This window comes from Kutzneria buriramensis (genome assembly GCF_003387475.1).
Classification (GTDB): domain Bacteria; phylum Actinomycetota; class Actinomycetes; order Mycobacteriales; family Pseudonocardiaceae; genus Kutzneria; species Kutzneria buriramensis.
Genome location: NZ_QUNO01000017.1, coordinates 129948 through 148554 on the forward strand (window position 1 = coordinate 129948; position 18607 = coordinate 148554).

An 18607-nucleotide genomic window follows, 5' to 3' on the forward strand; every position below is an offset into this window, starting at 1 on the left:
AGCGCTACCTGCCACCGACTGAGCGCACTCCCAGCGGACTACTGAGCGGATGTTAGATCGTTATCTGCGCGGGGTCGAGCAGTCGAGCATGCCGCGCTATTGCGGGATCGGCGTCAGCCATTGCCGTGCGCAGCGCCGGTGTGTTTCCCGCAGCATGCGCCAAATCGACGGCACTTCGACGCACCTCCGGGTCGTGGTCTCGGATAACGGTATCGAGGACCTCCTGCGGAAGGCCATCGCTGTGGAAGACGAGCGACCCGAGAGCACGCCCTCTGACGCTCGGATCACTATCGCGCTGAGCCGCAGCCGTCAGGCTTGCTACGACATCAGGAGTGGTGGGGAAGCTCTGCAATGCTTGCGTGGCTGCCCGCCGGACTTCGACGGCAGGTGCCCTGGTAAGTGAGCCGAGCACTCCAGCGACTCGATCGCTGTAGGGACTGAGCGCGAGGGCCTCTGCCGCGTGGATTCTCGCCCGCCGGGTCCGTCCGGTTATCATCAGGCCGGCGAGCCTATCGGCCAGTGGGTCTTCGACAGGCGAGCCGTACATCTTGTCCAATGTCGAGGCTACCGCCTGCTCGCGCAACGCTGAGACTGCGGCCTGCGCGGATTCGCTGAGCGCGGGATGTGCCACGAGACGTACGTCAGCGTCGGACTCGTTGATCACGCGCTCCTGTAGTTGGGCAGGCATCGGTCCCAGTGCCCATGCGAGATTAGCCAACTCGATACGCGAGGTCCACGACGACGCCTCCCCTAACCCCTCCACGAGCGAGCGCTGCAACGCGGAGGGATCATCCACCAGCGTCGTGACTTCCCCACGGCTTACTACGCGGCGCATGGACTCGGCCAAGCTGCGTTCCAACCAGGGATCGGGGAGGTCGCGGAAGAAGTACCGAAGCACCGGTCCCGACAGCGACCCGTCCAATTCTCCTAGTATCTGGATCGCGTGGTAGCCCCGAGTGGGTGACGCCTCGACTGACTCGCGGACTGCTTCTGTCACGGCCTGTCCAGGCAGGTGCGCCAGTGCGGTCACCATGACTCGGTACTCCGCGCTGCTACACACGGACATTGCGTCAGCCGCACGTCGGCAGAACCGCCGGACTGTCCGGGGCAATCGCAGCGTCACGGCAGCGTCGCATGCCCGCGCCCACTGCTGTGGTGTCAGCGACTCTCCCTCCAGAGCACGGTCAACCAGGTCGAAGTCGGCTTGGCTCTGCGCCTGCCCGTACGGTGGGGAGGACAGCACCGGGTGAGTACGCGCATCGACGCTGGCCAGATACCTCTGCAGCCCGCCGCCATCTAACCCGATGAGCTGAAGCCACCGGTCCCGCAGGTCGGGTGGAATCGGACGACGGCCAGCTTCGATGTGGCTGACAAAGGTCCCATCATGGCCAAGCAGCCCGCCGAAACGCGATTGGGTGTGGATGGCAGGATCGGGATTGGCCATCCGAGTCGTACGCAGTAGCCACAAGTACACCGCGGTTGGCCCGCACTCCAGGAGCCCGGCGGCTACCGTCGACAGTGATCGGCCCCGACGACCTGACATGTCGTTCACCCCTGTCTGAGGACTGGTCATGTCGTTCATCTTCGGCGGGTGCGGCGGCCGTGAGCAGTTCTTGACGGCAGCAGGACGCGGCGCGCAAGCCCACTTGCCGCCGCTGGAGATCAGCGATCAGGATCGGCGCGAGCACGGTCGGGCCGGGCAAACTGGGAGTTGTCCTGGCGATAGCCCGAGGTGACGTCTAAAGACCGGGAACCGCCAGGCGGTACACCACGAGAGAGGAGCCCGGCAGTGTACGTGGTGATGCGGTTGAGTTCGATGTTGCGCATTCTATTGGCGACTGCAACCATTTCCATCGTTGTGGTGGTTGCTGTTGTGGATCCCCAGCCCTGTGATAGTCCTCGGCAAGGTTCTTCGTGCGGCGCGCGGCCCGGGTTATCGGCGCAGGCCATGCGCTGGTGACTGGACGGTGCACGCGGTGCCCGATCAGGACTGCGTGCACCTGCTCGGTCGCGTAGACCAGCGGCAGGTGGGAGACCAAAACTCCCGTCCACTCCGTGTGCGCCGACCAGTGCCCAGGGTGATTCGAGCTGCACCATAACACACACTCCTCAAGAGCCGTCTGTCTCCCGCATCCAGTAGGCAAGAGTGGACCTGGTGATCAGGGAGTGGGGGTGGTCTGGCCCGGAGACGCGTTCACGCACGGGCAGCAGCTCCCGCAGCATCTCGCGCGCCGCGGCTGGATCGCCCGCCTCGCCGCTGTAGTGGGCGAGGCCGGCGCGAATGTAGAGCGTGTAGGTGTGCTCGGGCCCGGAGACTCGCTCGCGTACCGGCAGCAGTTCCCGCAACATCTCGCGTGCCCGCACCGCGTCACCCGCCTCCCCGACCCACCGGGCAAGATAGAACCGGGCATTCAACGCAACGGGGTGCTCGGGCCCCAAGACCCGCTCTCGCGCGAGCAGCACCTCCCGGAACAGGTCGCGCGCCCGCACCGCATCGCCCGCTTCTCCCGTCCACCGGGCGACGCCGAACCGGGCTTCCAGCGCGTCCGGGTGTTCGGGCCCTACCGCGCCTTCCCGTGCCAGCAACAACTCCCGCATCAGATCGCGCGCCGTTGCGGCATCACCCGCCTCACCAATCCACCGGGCCATGCCGTACCTGGCAAGCAGCGTGTCGGGGTGTTCGGGCCCCAGCACGCGCTCCAGTAGCGGGAGCAACTCGCGAAACAGGTCGCGGGCGCCCCTTGCATCGCCTGCCTCCCCGGTCCACCGGGCGACACTGCTCCGAGTGTTCAGTGTGCTGGGGTGTACGGGCCCGGAGATGCGTTCCAGCACCGGCACCAGTTCCCGATAGAGATCGCGTGCCGCCACCGCATCGCCCGCTTCCCCGGTCCAGTAGGCGAGGTGGATGCGGGCGTGCAGTGTGTCGGGGTGTTCGGGCCCTAAGACGCGCTCATACGCCGGCACCAACGCGCGGTCGAGGTCGCGTGCGGCAGCCGCATCGCCCGCTTCCCCGATCCACCAGGCGATGCCGTACTGGGTGTGCAGGGTGTAGGGGTGTTCCGGTCCCAGGACTCGTTCACGCACCACCACCAGTTCGCGCAACAGGTCGCGCGCTGTTGCCGCGTCGCCTGCTCGTCCGGTCCACCGGGCGAGGTTGAATCGGACCAGCAGGGTATCGGGGTGTTCGGGGCCGAGAACGCGATCGCGGACGGGCAGCAGTTGCTGGAACAGGTCGCGCGCTGCCACCGCATCGCCCGCCTCCCCGGTCCACTGGGCGAGGCTAGCCCGGATCTGCAGAGCCCGGGGGTGTTCGGGCCCCAACACGCGCTCACACACCGGCACCAGCGCCCGGTAGAGATCGCGCGCCGCGACCGCGTCGCCCGCTTTGCCGGTGTAGGCGGCAAGTCTGGCCTGAGCGGTCAGGGTGTCGGGGTGTTCAGGCCCGGAGACGCGTTGCAGCACCGGCAGAAGCTCCCGCAGCAGATCACGCGCTGTTGCCGCGTCGCCTGCGTGCCCGGTCCACTGGGCGAGGCTGGACTGGATGTGCAGAGTCAGGGGGTGTTCGGGCCCCAGGACGCGCGCACGCACCGGCACCAGCACCTGATAGAGGTCGCGTGCCGTCACCGCATCGCCCGCTTCCCCGGTCCAGTGGGCGAGATTGGACCTGGCGGACAGGGTGTCGGCGTGTTCGGGCCCGAGCCGGTCTTCGTAGACCGTCGCTAGGCGTTGCCACCAGCTGCGGGCGGTCGCGTAGTCGCCACTATCGCCAAGGGCAACGGCCAGGCGCCGCATCGGGGTCCCGAGCGGGTCGGCGACCAACTGGGCGTGCGCCAGCAGGGACCGGCAGACCGGCCACGCCGCTCGGATCGCGACATACTGCGGGACGGCGGCCTCGACCAGGGCCGCGGCCACCGCGCGCCACGCCTGCTGTTCCTGCGGCGGCAACTGGTCGCGGGTCACGGCCTGCACCAGCCGGTGCACGCTGAACGTCGCCCCCGGCGGCCCGATCAGGCTGTAGAGCCGCAGCCCCGCCACCGCGTCATCCAACGCCAACGGTCCCTCGCACAATGCCCGCACCCGTGCGAGAACCTGAGCATCCAGACCCGCCTCGGGCAGTTCGAGGTGGTGCGGCAGCAGCAGCCGGAACGGGATGTCCTCTGGCGCGAGGAACGCGGCGATCCGCAGCAATGCCAGCGCCCCGGGACTGCTTTCCTCCAGCTCCGCCAATGCCAGCGACCAGGTCGCCACCACCGGCACCGCGTGCGCGGCCGGCGCCCCACGCGCGAGCACCGCAGCGCGATTCGCGCGCAACAGATCTAGATACTCGGCCAGGCTGCGCCCAGTGGTCTCGATGAAGGCCGCGGCCTGCTCCAAAGCCAGCGGCAGCAGACCCAGCTCCTCCGCGACCGCCCGCGCAGACGCCCGGTCCGCGGACATCGTACGGTCGAGCAGGAATCCGGCCGCAGTTTGCGCATCGAGGGCGGTGACCTCGACGGCTTGCTCGATTGGCCAGTGCCCGTCCTGCGTCGTCACCACCACATGTCCGGTGCCCTTCGCCGGCAGCCACCGCCGCGCCGCTGCATGATCCTTCAGGTTGTCCAACACGAGCAGCCACCGGCCCGGATGTGCGGCCAGCGCCGCGTGCACCGCCGCTACCGGATCACCCTCCCCGGCATCAAGCAGCTGCGCCAGCTCGTGGAACTGGGTCAACAGGTCAGTGGCTTGCTCAGCGTGGAAGAACCACACCACCTGGTAATGCTGCAGCTGCCGGTAGGCGTATTCGAGGGCTGTCGTTGTCTTGCCCACCCCGCCCAGCCGCACAGGGCCACCACCCCGACTCCCCGTGCGGCTCCAAACCTGGCATGGATATCCGAAATCAGCCCTTCCCGCCCGGCTACCCGACCCGGCCGAGGATCCAATCGCACCGCCTGCCCGGTGCGCGCCCGGCGCTGATACACCACCTGCACCGACGCCGCGGTGCCGATCGCGAACCCACCCCCGTCCGCGGACACCCGCACATCCCCACCCACAGCCACGCCGCCAGCTCCTGCCGACGCCCCGCCCTGTGCCGCCTGCAGCCGACGCACCAACTCCTCGATCGCTGCGCCGAATACAGCGTCGTGCTCGGTCGCGTCTTCGATCGCCAACGCCACTCGCGTCCGTGTCCGCGCCGACGGCTCTACAGCCCCTTGATCCGCTTCTTCGTTCAATCGCGCCAGCGACGCATCGTGGTGCAGCTTGCCCGCCACCAGCTCATGCAACTTTCCCCCGAGGCGATCGACCGCCGCATCAATCGCTTGATCCACCTGCCCGTCCGCCCGATGAGCGGCCCGCCAGCCCTTCCTTGCAAGCCAGGCGAACACGTACCCGACCACCAGTTCCGCGCCGACCACCGCGCACCCCCACCCGAGCACACCGCATCACGACCCTGCGATCCGAGAGTAACTGGCCAGCCGGCCCACCGCACCGACATGCCCCCTGCAGGACCGTATCGCCGCAGTCGAATCACACTTCGAGGCCGCGCGGGCGACCATCGACACCAACCTCACCGACACCATCCGCGTCATCGACGCCTTCACCCGACACCGCCGCCGCTGGCGACGGCGCGGGCAATGACCGAGATCGTCCGCAACCAGATCTTCTTTTCGTGGTTTGCCAATGTCTCACCAGTCACCCGATAGAGCTACATGATCGAGTCGCGGCCGCCACCGACTCACAACGACACCGACTTCACCTGAGCGTCCACAGTGGAGGTCAGTTGTCCTTATCCTTTGTGGACAGCCCGCTTGTCCGTCGCTACCCGGGCAGCATCCAGACACAAGACGGAAATCTACGATCACGTCAACGCGCTAGCCGACAAATCGGCGGCCCTAACTGGGACTACCGAGGAGGAGTTCGCCGAATTGCGGGCTTGGTGTCCCCGGCAAGGGTTCTGAGCCGCAGGCCGTCAACGCGCCAGCGTCGGCGAGCTCGCTGGCGAACAGTAGCAGCAGCCACGCCGACAAGACCCACGGCGTCGGGTCAGGACACTTGCATGCAGTCGCTCCTTCTCCCTCGTACAAGGGAGAAAAAGCAGTGTGCCGGGGCTCGCTAACGTTTCGACCGTGCGTATGTTGGGGCCCAATTTGTCGAACCGGGACCATCGAGCCGAGTTCGTGTGCAACGATACAGAACGTGACAGCACGGTTACCGCTCCTGGTGGGCGTCCGATGCCTCGGTTCTGCATCGCAACGTAGACGCCGCTGGTCCGGCCGACCGTAGCGCTGCTCGCAGAGTTCGGGCCGACCTTGTCACAACTCCGGACGCACGCTTGGTCCTTGAAGCGTGTCCGCGTTGAGGTCACGCCATCCGAACCCGGCCGCATATGGCGGCCGACTCGACCGGAACGGTGAAGCCGGCTGGCTGGGTTGAACAACTCACGGCCACGCCCACGGTGGGGAACGGGGATAGGGCATGGAGGAGGGGCGCGCATGACGTACCTGGTGGAGCTCCCAGTCGGCGAGGCGAACGGACAGCCGCAGACGATCGCCGTCGAGATCGAACAGGCCGAGGACGGGTTGGTCCAGGTCTCCCGGCCCGGCGAGGTGGTCGCGCGCGCCGGGCGGTCACTCGGCGAGATGTTGGCCGGTGTCCGGCCGGTAGCAGAGCACTTCGTGCAGGGATTCCGCGACATGGCAACCGCACCGGACGAGATCGGCATCGAGTTCGGCCTATCCCTTTCCGCCAAGGCCGACGTGATCATCTCCAGCACGGCAGCCCAAGCCAACTTCAAGGTCACGCTCAAATGGCACAAGCAGCCAGCGGACGAACCCGCCCCATCGAGAGAAGAGCCCACCGCGTCGGCTGTGGAGGAGCCGACCGAATGACGACACCAACGCCTCCTGTCCCTGAGAACGCCGGCCCCGGCTCCATGTACGCCGCCATGCTGCGGATCTCCGCCGCGTCGGACAGCCCGGTGGGGCTGGGCTTCATGGTCACCGACCAGCTCGCGCTCACCTGCGCGCACGTGGTGGCTAAAGCGATGGGCATCAAGGACGGTGCCCCGCCACCAGAGGGCGCCACTGTCAAGGTCGACCTCCCCCTACTGGGGGCTGGGCAGGGCACCACAGCAAGTATCGAGCAGTGGGTTCCCGCACAGGCCTCGGGGAACGGGGACGTGGCCGTGCTGCGCCTCAACAGCCCATTGCCCGGCGCTCGTCCGGTCCGGCTAGTCGAGGCGGGCCAAGTGTGGGGGCACCCGGTCCGGGCCTACGGCGTGCCGGTGGGGCGCCCTGGCGGTGTGTGGCACAGCGGCGTACTGCGGGATCGACAGGGCAACGACTGGCTACAAGCAGACCTGGCCGGGGACGGATACCGGGTTTCCCCAGGGTTCAGCGGTGGACCGGTATGGGACGACGAACTCGCCGGCGTGGTCGGCATGATGGCAGTGGCCGAATCCGGGGAGCCACCGGTCAGCTACTTGATCCCCACCTCCGGCCTGCTGGCGGCCTGGCCCGGCCTGCGTGAATTGGTGGCACCGCCGTCACCGTTTCGGGGACTGCGTCCGTTCCTGGAAGCCGACACAGCGATCTTCCACGGCAGGCGGGCCGAGCGCGACCAGGTAGCGCAGATCGTGGCCCGCCAGCGATGGACCACCCTTGTCGGGCCGTCCGGCTGTGGCAAGTCCTCACTGGCCATGGCAGGGGTCGCCCCGCTGCGGCGGTCGGCCGGCGACACGCCTGTGGTGATGCGGCCCGGCCACCACACCAGCCCGCTGCACGCTCTGGCGGCCGCGCTGCTGCCGCTACTGGAGCCCGACCTGTCCGAGACGCAGCGGTTCACCAAGATTTCCGAACTGGCGAGCGTGCTGGCCCAGCAGGGGCTGCACGAGATCGCGCCCCGCATCCTGGAACTGCACACCGCTGACCGGCTGCTGGTAGTGGTCGACCAATTCGAAGAACTGCTCGACCTCCTCCCCGACGCAGTCGACGAGTTCACCCATGCGCTGTTCGGCGACGACACCCCGGCTGCGGTCAAGGTCCTGTGCACGCTGCGGGCCGACTTCCTCGAACCGATGCTGGCGCATCCTCGCCTCGGGCCGATCGTAAGCGAGCACGTCTGTGCCCTCGAACCGATGCGCGCCGAACAGTTGCACGAGATCATCACCAAGCCCGTCGACGAGATTCCGGGCGTGCGCTACCAGCCGAACTTGGCCGAGCGCATCCTGGCTGACGCGGGCACCGAACCTGGTGCCCTGCCGCTGCTGGGCTTCACCCTCGACCTGTTGTGGGAGGGACAGGTCAAACGGCAGGACAACGGCGTGCTCACCCACCACGCCTACGAGGAGATCGGCGGCGTCGCCGGCGCGCTCGGGAAATACGCCGAACGCGCCTGGGCTGAGAACATCCCCGCGCAAGACGAGCAGGCCGCCACACGCCTGCTCACCCAACTGGTACGGGTCCCGATCGGTGCCACGGCGCCCACCCGCCGCATCGCGTCGCGGGCAGAACTGGGAGAGCACGAGTGGCGCATCGCCCAACGGCTGGCCGCCACCCGACTGCTGGTCCTCACCGCCGGCGAGGGCCACGAGACCGTGGAACTCGCCCATGAGGCGTTGATCACCAGCTGGGACAGGCTCAACCACCAGATCGTGGCCGACCGGTCGTTCCTGGACTGGCGTGAGTCCCTACGGCACGACCTCGACCGCTGGCAGCGTAGCGAGCGTGTCCTCGATCTGCTGCCGACCCCCACCGCGCTGGTTGTCGCGGGGCAGTGGCTGCCCGAGCACGCACGCGATCTCAGCGAGGCTGAACGCGACTACCTCGACCGCGGCCGCGTCTACCGGCGCAGGCAGACCCGCAGACGCCGAGCCGGGTTCACCGCGCTCGTGATCGTCGTGGTGGCGGCGTTGGTGCTTGGTTCGCTGTTCGCGTATGCGCAGCAGCAGAGCACCAAACATCAGGCCGAGGCCAACTCTCGGGCGCTGGCGCAAGCATCACAGGACAATGCGGACTACGACCCTGCGCTGTCGATCATGACGGCGCTGGCCGCCTATCAGACCTCGCCCACCCATGAGGCGCGCAATCAACTGTTGCGCCAGTACCTGGAGCATTCGCATTCCGGGCGTGTGCTGTCCGGGCTGTCGGGCAAGATCGCGGCGTTCCACACGAGCCGGGACGGCAACGTGGTGCTCGCCGCCACGGACCTCGACCGCGCGACGCTGTTCGTCCACGCCGCCACGGGCACGGTACGCAGCGAACCGGTGGCCGTCGGCCACTACGCGGCCTACACACTGGTTTCGCCGGATGGCAAGCGAGCTGCCTTCGTCGAGGACGACGGAACCGCGGGATGGTTCGATGTGAATCCCGATGCTGCCCAACCGGCCGGGCCTATACACCTTCTGCCCAAGGTCACAGGGCTGGTCCAAGCAGAACCCTTCACCGACGCGGCGGTGGCGATGTCGGCGGACGGGAGGCTGATCGCCGTACACACCGACGGCCACCTGGCGTGGTGGGATCTGCAAACCGGCACCATCGCTGGATCGGTGCCCGAGCCTGCGAACACGAACATCGGTCTGTGGATCGGCCCCGATGACCGGACGCTGCTGGTCACAACACTCGACAGCCAAGGCTTGAACGGTGTGACCGGCTTGGTCGCCGTCGACATGGCGACTGGCCGGACGCGGACCGTGGTGGCTCCGGCGACGCATCAACATTTCCTGGTCTCCGGTGATCGGTCAGGGGTGGCGGTATGCCAGGAGCAGGGCGACGGGTCGTCCGTTCTTCTCCGACTGGAGCGGGTCTCCGACGGCGCCGCGGAAGGGATCCCATCCCGTCTGCAGTCCTCCAGTTGCACGCATCTGCTGGCCATCGACGCGACCGGGCGGCGGGTTGTCCTGAACGACACCGCACTGACCTTGGTGGATTTGGACGATGGCACCAGCGTCTCGTCCGCCGCCTCGGTGCCTCGCGACCAGAGCTACACCTCAGACCTGATATCGACCGGCGGAAAGCTGCTTCTCGCTGGTCAGGGGGACGCGAAGATCACCTACACCGCGTTGAATACCAGCCCGCAGGGCGATGTGGTGAGCGACCAACGGCTTACCGATGGAGGTAATAAGGTGATCACCCTTCTCCACGGCGGCTCGCTGCAACTGAGGCTCGCGGGCGCGGACGATCGGTTGCTCGCCGAGGCACCCGGCCCGCAATCTCCGTGGTGGGACCTCGCCAGTCACAACCAACTTCGCCTCAGCAGGGACAGAGGACTGGTAGCCGACCAGGAGAACGTGAACGTCGTGTCGGTTCACGAAACATCCACCCTGCGGCTGACGACCCGGATCACCACAGCCATGCCGCCCACCAGTGACCACGCTGGTGACCTGGACCCGAAAAACCACTTCAACTACTTCTTCGACTGGACCGGAAACCTGGTAACCGTCTCCGGCATGCAGGTACAGCAGTGGGATGCACGAACAGGTCGGCAACTCGCACGCCTCGATCTCGGTGCCCTCCTGCGCGCCGCTGGCGACGTTGTCTCAGATGTCCTGGACGGGTCGGATCCCGGAGTCGGTGTCTACCCTGGCGCGAATCTGGTATGGCTAACCTACCGCGGTGATCCTGTCGTCCGCATCGTGGACCTGGCGACAGGTCGGACGGTGACAACGGTGCGGACTGTCGCCGACGCTGGCAGCCTTAGTTTCGACCCTAGTGGGCGCTACTTCGCGCTGCTGCGGCAGTCCTCGATCCTTGAACTATGGCAGCGGGACCCACCACTCAGGGAACTTGGCCCTCTCCACAGCGTCTCCGACGCCAGCCGGTCGCCGGCGGTCGGCGGCTTCCTCGACGGAAATGGCCACTATCTGGTCGCGGCCAACGATGCCATCCGCATCTATCAGATCGGGCAGCAAGCCCCCATGGACTCCTACGAGTTCGGACATCCCGACGGCAGCCAGCAACAGAACCCTTACGTGTTCAGAGATTTCTCCCCGGACGGCACGACCGTGGTCTACGCCGAGGGCGACGGCATCGGCGGCGCGGGCATCGGCGGCCCGCTGACCCTCGATCCTGCCGTGTGGGAGCGTGACCTGTGCCGCATCATCGGCTACCGCACCTTCACCGCCGACGAACAGGCCAGCCTGCCGGCCACCATCCCCACGCAGAAGGTGTGCCCAGCGACGGGGTAGCCGTCATCGGCGCAGACCGCTCATCAACTCTGCACACACCGCATTAGGCTGCCGGGTAATGGGCCATTATCCGGCAGCCTGATCAACATCGAGGGCCAGCTATCCGTTGGAATCATGCGGTGGCGGTGCGCGATTTGTGCGCGTTGTCCGGTAGGCCGATCGGGATGGAGCAGCTTGCTGGCAGCGACCTTGACCAAACTGGCCACCCGATGACGCGTCTCCGGCCAGGCATTGGGCCGGGTGGGTAACAGGTGCGGTTCCAGCTCGCCAGCTTCGCCTCTGGTCCCACAGCTCGGCCAGCACGTCGCCCATCTCGTCGTGCGCTGCCGTCGGCTCGTGGCTGACGTGGTAGGCCACCAACAGCACTGGCTCCGCGCCGGAGTTGCCCCCGGCCGTCGCGCGTCAGCGCGAACCCGAGGACATCACTATGGCGGTGTCGCGTTTCCGAATCGACCGGCTCTGCCGCCGCGACATCCCCGCTGCGGGAGAAGGCGCTGTGGCGGATGCGCTCGATCGCAACCAACAGCCATGACTCATGCGACACACGGACTCTGGAGAACAGATCTCGTTCATCAAGGTCTACGTGTTGCGGCCGCAGGCCGCGCTCGGGCTGGCCGTGCCGATCCCGGAGGGCTCCTGTTGGGCACATCTGGCCGGCCAAGCCCACCCGCCCTCCCGATAAGCCCCAACCCGTCATCCCTGTTCGCCGCTGATTCGCCAGGGCTGGTCCCGGCGGAGCGGACGTGGCTGTGCTCCGACGGTGATCAATGTCGGAGCACAGCCACAGCCGCGATGCTTGGGCGGTTCAGTTCGCATGCGGGGCGGCGGCCGCCTGCTGCGCCGGGGCGAGCGTGAACCGCCTCGGCTTGTCCTGGGCCTTCACCGCCACGCCGTCGGCGACCAGCTTGTCCAGCGCGTGTAGATATGCGGGTCTTCGAGCGCTTCAAGGCCCCACGAAACGCACGCCCAGCGGCTAGCGGACGGCGGGGATGGCGTCATGGTCGGATCATGGCCAACCACAGCGATGGTCTCCCCGTGTTGGTCATCGACGGAGCTCGTTTCTCCGACATCGATGGCCTTACGCACGAGTTCTCCCGGCTACTGTGCCACCACGTGGCAGGGACCCTGGACGCCTTTGACGACATACTCCGAGGAAGCTTCGGAACACACGGAAGCGATGGGTTTTGAGGTGGCTCAACTCCGAGTCGTCTCGGTCCGCGCTCGGCTACCAGGCGAAGACCCGGTGGCTGGAAACGGCTCTGCTCACCTGCCATCCGTCGAACCGTCCTGGCATCGAGGCCAGGATCGCCAGCGCACGTAACGGCGAGGGGCCGACGCTGTTCGACGATGTCGTCGGCATCATCCGCGATCACGGACCCGGCGGTGACGAGGCCGAAGACGGCATCCTCCTGGAGCTACTCTGACCGGGCGGACCGTGCCGACGCTCAGCGACAACCGCTTCTCGACGTGGGGGAATGCGCGGATTTGCGATATTCGTCAACGCCGGCGCAGATCCATGCCTGCGATCAGCACAGCGGTCGCCGATGTAGCCAGTCCGCAGGTCATCAGCGCGAGACCGACCTCAGAGGGCTCGCGGAACGCTGCGGCGAAAGACTGCACCGCGGCGACTGCCAGACCGGTGGCGACGAACATCAACGCGAGGTGCAGCCGCGGCCCACTCGGCATCGCGACGACCCGGCCCGCGCGCGCCACGAGCACGCAGAGCCTGATCCCGCCGAAGCACAGCGTCACCCAATAGCAGACCAGTAAGAGGACCCGCACCGGGCAGACTGGACTATCCAGTGATCCGAGGTTGGCGACCAGGCACAGCGCGGCGAACAGCAGGCCCGGCGGGGCAAGCGTACGGGCGGCAACGGCGACCAGACGACCGAGCACGGGAACGCTGAGCGCTGGCGACGGCACAGCCAGGACAACGCCGGTCAGAATCGGGATGAGCCAGGCACTGCTGGCCGGGTGGTCGATGTTTGCGGTCAGGGGACCGGCGCCGGCCGCGCGCAGTGACAGCGTCAGCACCACGCCGACGGCGACCAGTGCCGTGGCCACCACACGAGAGGTTTGTCCCGCAACGGTTTCCGGCCAGTCACTGGGGTGCAGCCACAGCTTCCCGGCGCCGACGGCGGTGTTGAACCACGAGCGTGGGCCGGCCCGGTCCACCTCGTCGGCGATGTCGCTGCCCCACCGCTCGCGAATCGCCGGTGGGTAGAGCCGGATCAACACGGCTGACGCTCTCATGCCGGCGCGGGGCCCAACGCGCGCAGGCCAGCTTGAGCGACGCGCGCCATCTGTTCGAGCTCGGCGCGCAGGGCGGTGCGACCGGTGTCGGTGATGCGCACCGTCCGCCGCTCATCGGTGTCCGATGACGACGGCTCGATCAACCCGTGTGATTCGAGGCGGGCGAGCGCGCCGTAGAGGCTGCCGGGACGCAGTCGACTCCCGGTCAGTGCCTCGATCGCGGTGTTGATGGCGTAGCCGTGCTGAGGCCCCTGTGCGAGGACTGTGAGCACCAGCATCTGGGCGTCGTTGCTCCGCATGCGTCTCCTTCGTGCCGGTCTCATCATAGTACGTGCCGCGTAGTACGCGTCGCGTACTATCGTCTATGTGAAGCGATGGTTGCGCACCCTGCTGCTGTTCGTGCTCGCGATCGTCCTGGCGACCGGCGGATATGTCGCCTACGTCGCGGTCAGGTCGGCGCAGCCGGTGACACTGCCGGCCCCCACCGGCCCCTATCCGGTCGGTCGCGCCATTCTCGATTGGACGGACCACGCGCGCAGCGATCCGCTCGCCCCGCGCCCCGACACGCCACGGCAACTGTCGGTCTGGCTGTGGTACCCCGCCGCCCGCAGCGCTGCCCTCGTCCCCGCGCCGTACGCTCCTGGCGCGTGGGCGGGCCTCCATCTCGGCGGACTGGCCGGACTGGCTGAGACGGGCTTCGACGACCTCCACGGTCACGCGGTCGCCGACGCCCCCGCCGCCGAGGGCAGGTTTCCCGTCGTCGTTCTGGAACCTGGCCTGGGATTCGCCGCGCCGCAGTACAGCACGTTGGCCGAAAACCTCGCCAGCAATGGATACTTCGTCGTCGGCGTCACGCCCACCTACAGCGCGAACCTGACCGTCCTCGACGGCAAGCCCGTTTCCGCAACCGAAGCCGGCAATCCCCCGGCAGCCTTCGACGGCCCCGACCAGCACTCCGGGCAGGCTCAGATCGTCGGCGACCGACTGATCGAGGTGTGGGCTGCCGACGACCGCTTCGCGGCCGCGCAGACCCTCACGCTGAACACGGTCGGCCCCTTCGCGGCGCACCTCGACACCACCAAGATCGTGTACCTCGGACACTCCTTCGGCGGCGCCGCCGCGCTCGAAGCCTGCCGCACCGACCAGCGTTGCGCCGGCGCAGCCGACCTCGACGGAACACAGTACGGCCCGGTCGTCCAGGCCGGACTGAACAAGCCGATGCTCCTGATCGGCAGCGAGAACTCCTGCATCACCGGCACCTGCCGACCGGCGGGCGGCGGGGACCAGTCCACCCTCACGACCGCCCATGCGTTGTTGGCCGCGAGCCGCGGGCCGACGTGGTGCTACCAACTCAACGGCGCCGAGCACTTCAACTTCAGCGACTACGGCGTCTACTACGTCGCCGCACCCATCCGATCCCAGCTCGCACTCGGCGCGATCGACGGCGCCGACGCGCTCACTATCACGAACGCCTACCTGACCGCGTTCGTCCGGCAGGTGACCAGCGGCCGCACCGAACCCCTCCTGACCAGCCGGACGACGCCGTACCCGCAGGTGGCGGTCCAACACACACCATGACTCCAGCGGAATGCCGAATCCGAAGTAGGGCGCCGATTTCGCGAAGAGACAGGAGATTCGACGCACAAGCTATCAGCCAGCCTTTGACGGTTGATGGGGCCCAGGATCTGCTGGACCACCGCCACTGATGTCCGCCGGACCAGCGAACCGAGGCTCCTGCCGAGCTGCCCAACCGGCTGATCGCCGACCGGGGATTCTCGGGCGGGGACATCGTGTCGGGGCGCGCATAGACCAGCGTGAACGCCCCGACACGACAACAGCTACCGCCTGCTGTGGTTACTCCGCCGCTGCGGCCGAATAGCGGCGGGGCCGCTCAGACACCTGCACCGCCACACCACGCTCGGTCAACCGCGCCAACGCATTCGCCACCGCGCCGCTGGAGCGGCCCAGCGCAGTCCCAATCGCGTGCGGACCGAACGCTGCATCCCGGTGCTCGGCGAGGAAATCCTCCACCATGCCCTGCAACCCACCCTGCGGCAGACGCGCCGTGCCGGGTCCGGTTCGCGTGACCGCCCGCAGACCTGAAGGAGCACGCGTCACTGGGTCGACGCGGAACACCTCGCGCCGAGATCGGCCTCCAGCTCAGCGAGGTCGCGGTTGACAGCGATCATGGTCCGGGCCGTGCGGTAGCCCAGCTGGTGGTTAACCCGGATCATGTGGGCGTTGGCGGCGCCGGTGGTCGTGTTTATGCGGTCGAGATCAGGGCGGTCGGCCAGCAACCATCGAATCATGTACGCCTTGATGCACCGCCCGAGGCCGTGTCCCCGGTGTGCCGGCAACACGGCCGTGTCGCGCTGGAAGGCCCAGTACGGACGGTGGGGGTGCAGTTCGAGTTGTGTCAGCCCGGCGATGTCGCCGGTGTCCTCGTGCACAGCGACGACCACCCGCAGCTCGACATTGTTCTGCCTCAACTCGGCCTCGTGTGCCCGAACCCGCCGCGCATTCCACACCGGCTCGCCAAAGCCCAGGTCTCCGGTCGGGGCGTCTTGCATGGCCGTGAAGGCCTTGGCGAATGACGCGACGAGATCATCGGGTGCGGCGTCCGTCCACTGCTGTACCCGGTACCCGGGGGGAACACTCTGCTGCCACAGGGCGCTGTCGGTTTCCGAAATCACCAACGCTTGAGAGAGGACTGTATGCGCGGTGTGGAAACCCAGCGCGTTCGCGAACCGCTCACCATCGCTGCCCTCGGTGATCTGCCAGGTCTCGACGAAGGTCCGGCCGCGGGCGCGCAGCTCCGGGAGAATCGCCTGCAGCATCGTGGCGCCGATGCTGCGGCGACGGACCCGTGGGTGCACGATCACTTCGGTCAGCCCGATGTGACTGCTCTCCTCCTCCATGAAGTACACAATCGCCAGCCCCACCAGCTCGCCGTTCAGACGGGCCACCCAGTAGGCGACCGGCCCGAACCCGACGAACGGGTTCTTGAGGCGGCCGAGCACGTCTTCGTAGGTCAGCCGCGGAATATCGGGCCGGTCCGTCTCCTGCCTGGCCAGCATCACCTGGTAGTACCCGCGGAGATCATCATCGGTGGCGTGTTCGGGATCGAACGACTCGACTTCCACGCCCACAGTCATGAGGGTCCCCCTCGTCGGTCGCGATGGTCGGCTGTTCAGCCCGCTGCGGGTCGATCACGGACATGGAGCCGACGGCCAGCAATGCGAGTGTGACCATACCGGCACTCACCAGCCTCATGTGGTTCGCCCAGGCCGGGCCGGCTCTGGGGTCGGTGCCGCCGCAATCGCTACCCTCCAAGATCCGTATCGATGCTCGGCTGTTGGGCGGGCGGCTCCGATCGGGCTGCCGATGTGGTCGATCCGGACCAACAGGCCGATGTCAGGAGCGTCGATCATGTCGGTGGGCGAGATGGCGATGCCGACGTGGGTGACCGAGTGGGTGCTGGTGCCGAAGAAGACCAGATCCCCGGGCTGGAGTGGTTGACCAGCAGGAAGAAGCGGTCCCGCGTCGTACTGGTCTTGGGCGACTCTGGGCAGGGCGACGCCAGCAGCGGCGTAGGCGGCTTTGGTCAGGCCGGAGCAGTCGAAGCCGGGGTTGCCGTTGCCGCCCCAGATGTAAGGCTTGCCCAGTTGCGCCTGGGCGAACGCGACGGCGGTCAGGGCGGCGGAAGGGACCGTGATCGCCCGGTACTGCTGGGCGATGTCGAGGACCTGGGCGACGTAGTCCTCGGAGTGGTTGTAGCTGAAGATGGCGGCGTGGATGTCGCGGCTATCACGAGCGCCGTTGACACACAGCAACCTTACCGCCGCGTAGACGGCGTCGACCGGGTCATAAGGGGTTGCCGAAGTCACGCCGCCGGGCGGAATCGGTTGGGAATACTGGACAAACGTGGTCGGAAGAAACTGCATGGGGCCGCCGGTTATCCAGAGGTCGACGCGAGAGATGCTGGTTGAGTGCGTGTGATCGATCGAGGAACGTGAGACATGCTGGACCTAGACGATCGGGTTGGAAAGTATCGATCATGCTCCCGGCGCTGTCGTACAGCGACTCCTTTGCAATGTCTGCACTTTCGTTTCTGGTGTTGTCGATTGCTGGCATCGGCGTGCCGCTCACTGGGTGCTTCCAGGCTGCCGTTGAGTGTGCGCTGCTCGCCGGTACTGGCCTGGTGGACTGCCATGGGCGCGCTTGAAAGCAGCAGCGAAGGCAAATTCCGATGAGTAGCCGACCTTGACGGCGACGGCGTTCAGCGGTGCGCCCGTGTCGCGCAGCAGGCGAGCGGCCGTGGTCATGCGCCACCAGGTGAGGTAAGTCAAGGGCGGTTGGCCAACCAGGGTGGTGAACCGACGAGCGAACGGTGCTCGGGACAGTCCGGCCTGGGCGGCGAGGCTGGCTACGGTCCAGGGGTGCGCGGTGTCGCGGTGGATGGCGTGCAATGCGGCCGTCACCGGTGGGTCGTTCAACGCTGCGGCCCAGCCGCCGGGGTTGTTGTCCGGCTGGGGCTGGATCCACGTGCGCAGGATGTACACCAGCAGGGTGTCCAGCAACGAGGGGATCGCGGCGTCCGCTCCAAGGCCCGGCTGTTCCAACTCGGCACCGAGCAGCTCCACCGCGGCTCGCAGCCGAGGGTGCTGGCCAGGACCGGCGGGCAGGTGGATGATCTCCGGCAGGCTGAGCAGCAATGGGTGCGCGCGCGTCGGATCGAGTTGGTAGGCGCCACAAAGGGTGATGGTGACCGGCCCGCCGTTAACCCGGTCGACGGTGGCGGCGTGGCGTTGGAGGAACCGCGGATCGTTGGGGTCACAAGCCTGCGCGCTCAACGGGGTCATTGGGCTGTCGGCCAGCGCGTGCCCACGTCCGTGGGGCAGGAAGACGACATCGCCGGCCGCCAGCGGGATCGGGTCGGCCGAGGTCGGGAGGAGCCAGCAACTGCCCTGCAAGACCACCTGGAAGCCCGATGCGCCGGGCACCGGCTCGAACCGTTGTCCCCAGGGCGCGTGCCAGGTGACCCGTGCCGACCGTGGCTGGCCGGCCCGCATCACCGTGATCACGTCGCTGAGCATGTCCACACAGCCAACCTACCCAGTTGACGAGACGAACACGCAGAGAATGGGGACTCTGACACATGGATCGTCTTTCATGGCCGCCGTAGGTTCCGTG

14 protein-coding genes are annotated in these 18607 nt (G+C 67.3%); 5 read left to right on the top strand and 9 right to left on the bottom strand.

The genetic code is table 11. From position 1 onward, the window contains the following. Positions 1 to 52: 52 nt before the first annotated feature. The 3 genes from BCF44_RS40460 to BCF44_RS56035 form a co-directional block, all read right to left on the bottom strand. Positions 53 to 1444 (bottom strand): HEAT repeat domain-containing protein, encoded by a 1392-nt coding sequence (locus BCF44_RS40460; RefSeq protein ID WP_170218009.1) that lies wholly within the window; start codon positions 1442 to 1444, stop codon positions 53 to 55. A gap of 665 nt (positions 1445 to 2109) precedes the next feature. Next, positions 2110 to 4806 (bottom strand): tetratricopeptide repeat protein, encoded by a 2697-nt coding sequence (locus BCF44_RS40465; protein ID WP_170218010.1) that lies wholly within the window; start codon positions 4804 to 4806, stop codon positions 2110 to 2112. Further along, on the bottom strand, positions 4707 to 5393 hold the full coding sequence (locus tag BCF44_RS56035; RefSeq protein WP_170218011.1) for a hypothetical protein: 687 nt from the start codon (positions 5391 to 5393) through the stop codon (positions 4707 to 4709). The genes BCF44_RS40465 and BCF44_RS56035 overlap by 100 nt, the downstream gene beginning before the upstream one ends. Before the next feature lie 1077 nt (positions 5394 to 6470). Here BCF44_RS56035 and BCF44_RS40475 point away from each other — a divergent pair. The 4 genes from BCF44_RS40475 (at position 6471) to BCF44_RS40490 (ending at position 12585) form a co-directional block, all read left to right on the top strand. Beyond that, the gene (locus tag BCF44_RS40475; RefSeq protein ID WP_116179803.1) at positions 6471 to 6866 is read left to right on the top strand and encodes a CU044_2847 family protein; all 396 of its coding nucleotides are present in this window, start codon (positions 6471 to 6473) and stop codon (positions 6864 to 6866) included. After that, positions 6863 to 11161 carry an nSTAND1 domain-containing NTPase gene (locus BCF44_RS40480; RefSeq protein ID WP_170218012.1) on the top strand — a complete coding sequence of 1433 codons (4299 nt, stop codon included), beginning with the start codon at positions 6863 to 6865 and terminating at the stop codon, positions 11159 to 11161. Before BCF44_RS40475 ends, BCF44_RS40480 begins: the two co-directional genes overlap by 4 nt. A 535-nt stretch (positions 11162 to 11696) precedes the next feature. Continuing rightward, a complete protein-coding gene (locus BCF44_RS56040) occupies positions 11697 to 11843 on the top strand; it encodes a hypothetical protein (protein WP_170217993.1) in 147 nt (48 codons plus the stop codon). 502 nt (positions 11844 to 12345) lie between these two features. Next, the gene (locus BCF44_RS40490; RefSeq protein WP_246016084.1) at positions 12346 to 12585 is read left to right on the top strand and encodes a barstar family protein; all 240 of its coding nucleotides are present in this window, start codon (positions 12346 to 12348) and stop codon (positions 12583 to 12585) included. 73 nt (positions 12586 to 12658) lie between these two features. Here BCF44_RS40490 and BCF44_RS40495 read toward each other — a convergent pair whose 3' ends face one another. Together BCF44_RS40495 and BCF44_RS40500 are read right to left on the bottom strand one after the other, a co-directional pair. Then, the gene (locus BCF44_RS40495) at positions 12659 to 13399 is read right to left on the bottom strand and encodes a hypothetical protein (RefSeq protein ID WP_246016085.1); all 741 of its coding nucleotides are present in this window, start codon (positions 13397 to 13399) and stop codon (positions 12659 to 12661) included. Positions 13400 to 13410: 11 nt separating this feature from the next. Then, positions 13411 to 13713, bottom strand: coding sequence for a PadR family transcriptional regulator (locus BCF44_RS40500; RefSeq protein ID WP_116179806.1), 303 nt, complete (start codon positions 13711 to 13713; stop codon positions 13411 to 13413). Between the two features lie 67 nt (positions 13714 to 13780). Here BCF44_RS40500 and BCF44_RS40505 point away from each other — a divergent pair, with 67 nt between their 5' ends. Further along, positions 13781 to 14992, top strand: a complete 1212-nt coding sequence (locus BCF44_RS40505) for an alpha/beta hydrolase family protein (protein ID WP_246016086.1) — start codon at positions 13781 to 13783, stop codon at positions 14990 to 14992. Between the two features lie 276 nt (positions 14993 to 15268). Here the strand turns inward: BCF44_RS40505 and BCF44_RS40510 are convergent, their stop codons facing one another. From BCF44_RS40510 to BCF44_RS40525, 4 genes are all read right to left on the bottom strand, one after another. After that, positions 15269 to 15448, bottom strand: coding sequence for a hypothetical protein (locus BCF44_RS40510; protein WP_147328817.1), 180 nt, complete (start codon positions 15446 to 15448; stop codon positions 15269 to 15271). Positions 15449 to 15528: 80 nt separating this feature from the next. Next, positions 15529 to 16563 (bottom strand): GNAT family N-acetyltransferase, encoded by a 1035-nt coding sequence (locus tag BCF44_RS40515; protein WP_170218013.1) that lies wholly within the window; start codon positions 16561 to 16563, stop codon positions 15529 to 15531. A 120-nt stretch (positions 16564 to 16683) separates the two neighbouring features. Beyond that, on the bottom strand, positions 16684 to 17358 hold the full coding sequence (locus BCF44_RS40520) for a C40 family peptidase (RefSeq protein WP_116179809.1): 675 nt from the start codon (positions 17356 to 17358) through the stop codon (positions 16684 to 16686). A 201-nt stretch (positions 17359 to 17559) separates the two neighbouring features. Beyond that, positions 17560 to 18516 carry an AraC family transcriptional regulator gene (locus tag BCF44_RS40525; protein WP_116179810.1) on the bottom strand — a complete coding sequence of 319 codons (957 nt, stop codon included), beginning with the start codon at positions 18514 to 18516 and terminating at the stop codon, positions 17560 to 17562. Positions 18517 to 18607: the final 91 nt, after the last annotated feature.

Coding starts and splice junctions, on each gene's coding strand:
- BCF44_RS40510 (WP_147328817.1), bottom strand. CDS start 15,448: ATGGTGGAGGATTTCCTCGCCGAGCACCGGGATGCAGCGTTCGGTCCG.
- BCF44_RS40475 (WP_116179803.1), top strand. CDS start 6,471: ATGACGTACCTGGTGGAGCTCCCAGTCGGCGAGGCGAACGGACAGCCG.
- BCF44_RS40480 (WP_170218012.1), top strand. CDS start 6,863: ATGACGACACCAACGCCTCCTGTCCCTGAGAACGCCGGCCCCGGCTCC.
- BCF44_RS40520 (WP_116179809.1), bottom strand. CDS start 17,358: ATGCAGTTTCTTCCGACCACGTTTGTCCAGTATTCCCAACCGATTCCG.
- BCF44_RS40460 (WP_170218009.1), bottom strand. CDS start 1,444: ATGGCCAATCCCGATCCTGCCATCCACACCCAATCGCGTTTCGGCGGG.
- BCF44_RS56040 (WP_170217993.1), top strand. CDS start 11,697: ATGCGACACACGGACTCTGGAGAACAGATCTCGTTCATCAAGGTCTAC.
- BCF44_RS40500 (WP_116179806.1), bottom strand. CDS start 13,713: ATGCGGAGCAACGACGCCCAGATGCTGGTGCTCACAGTCCTCGCACAG.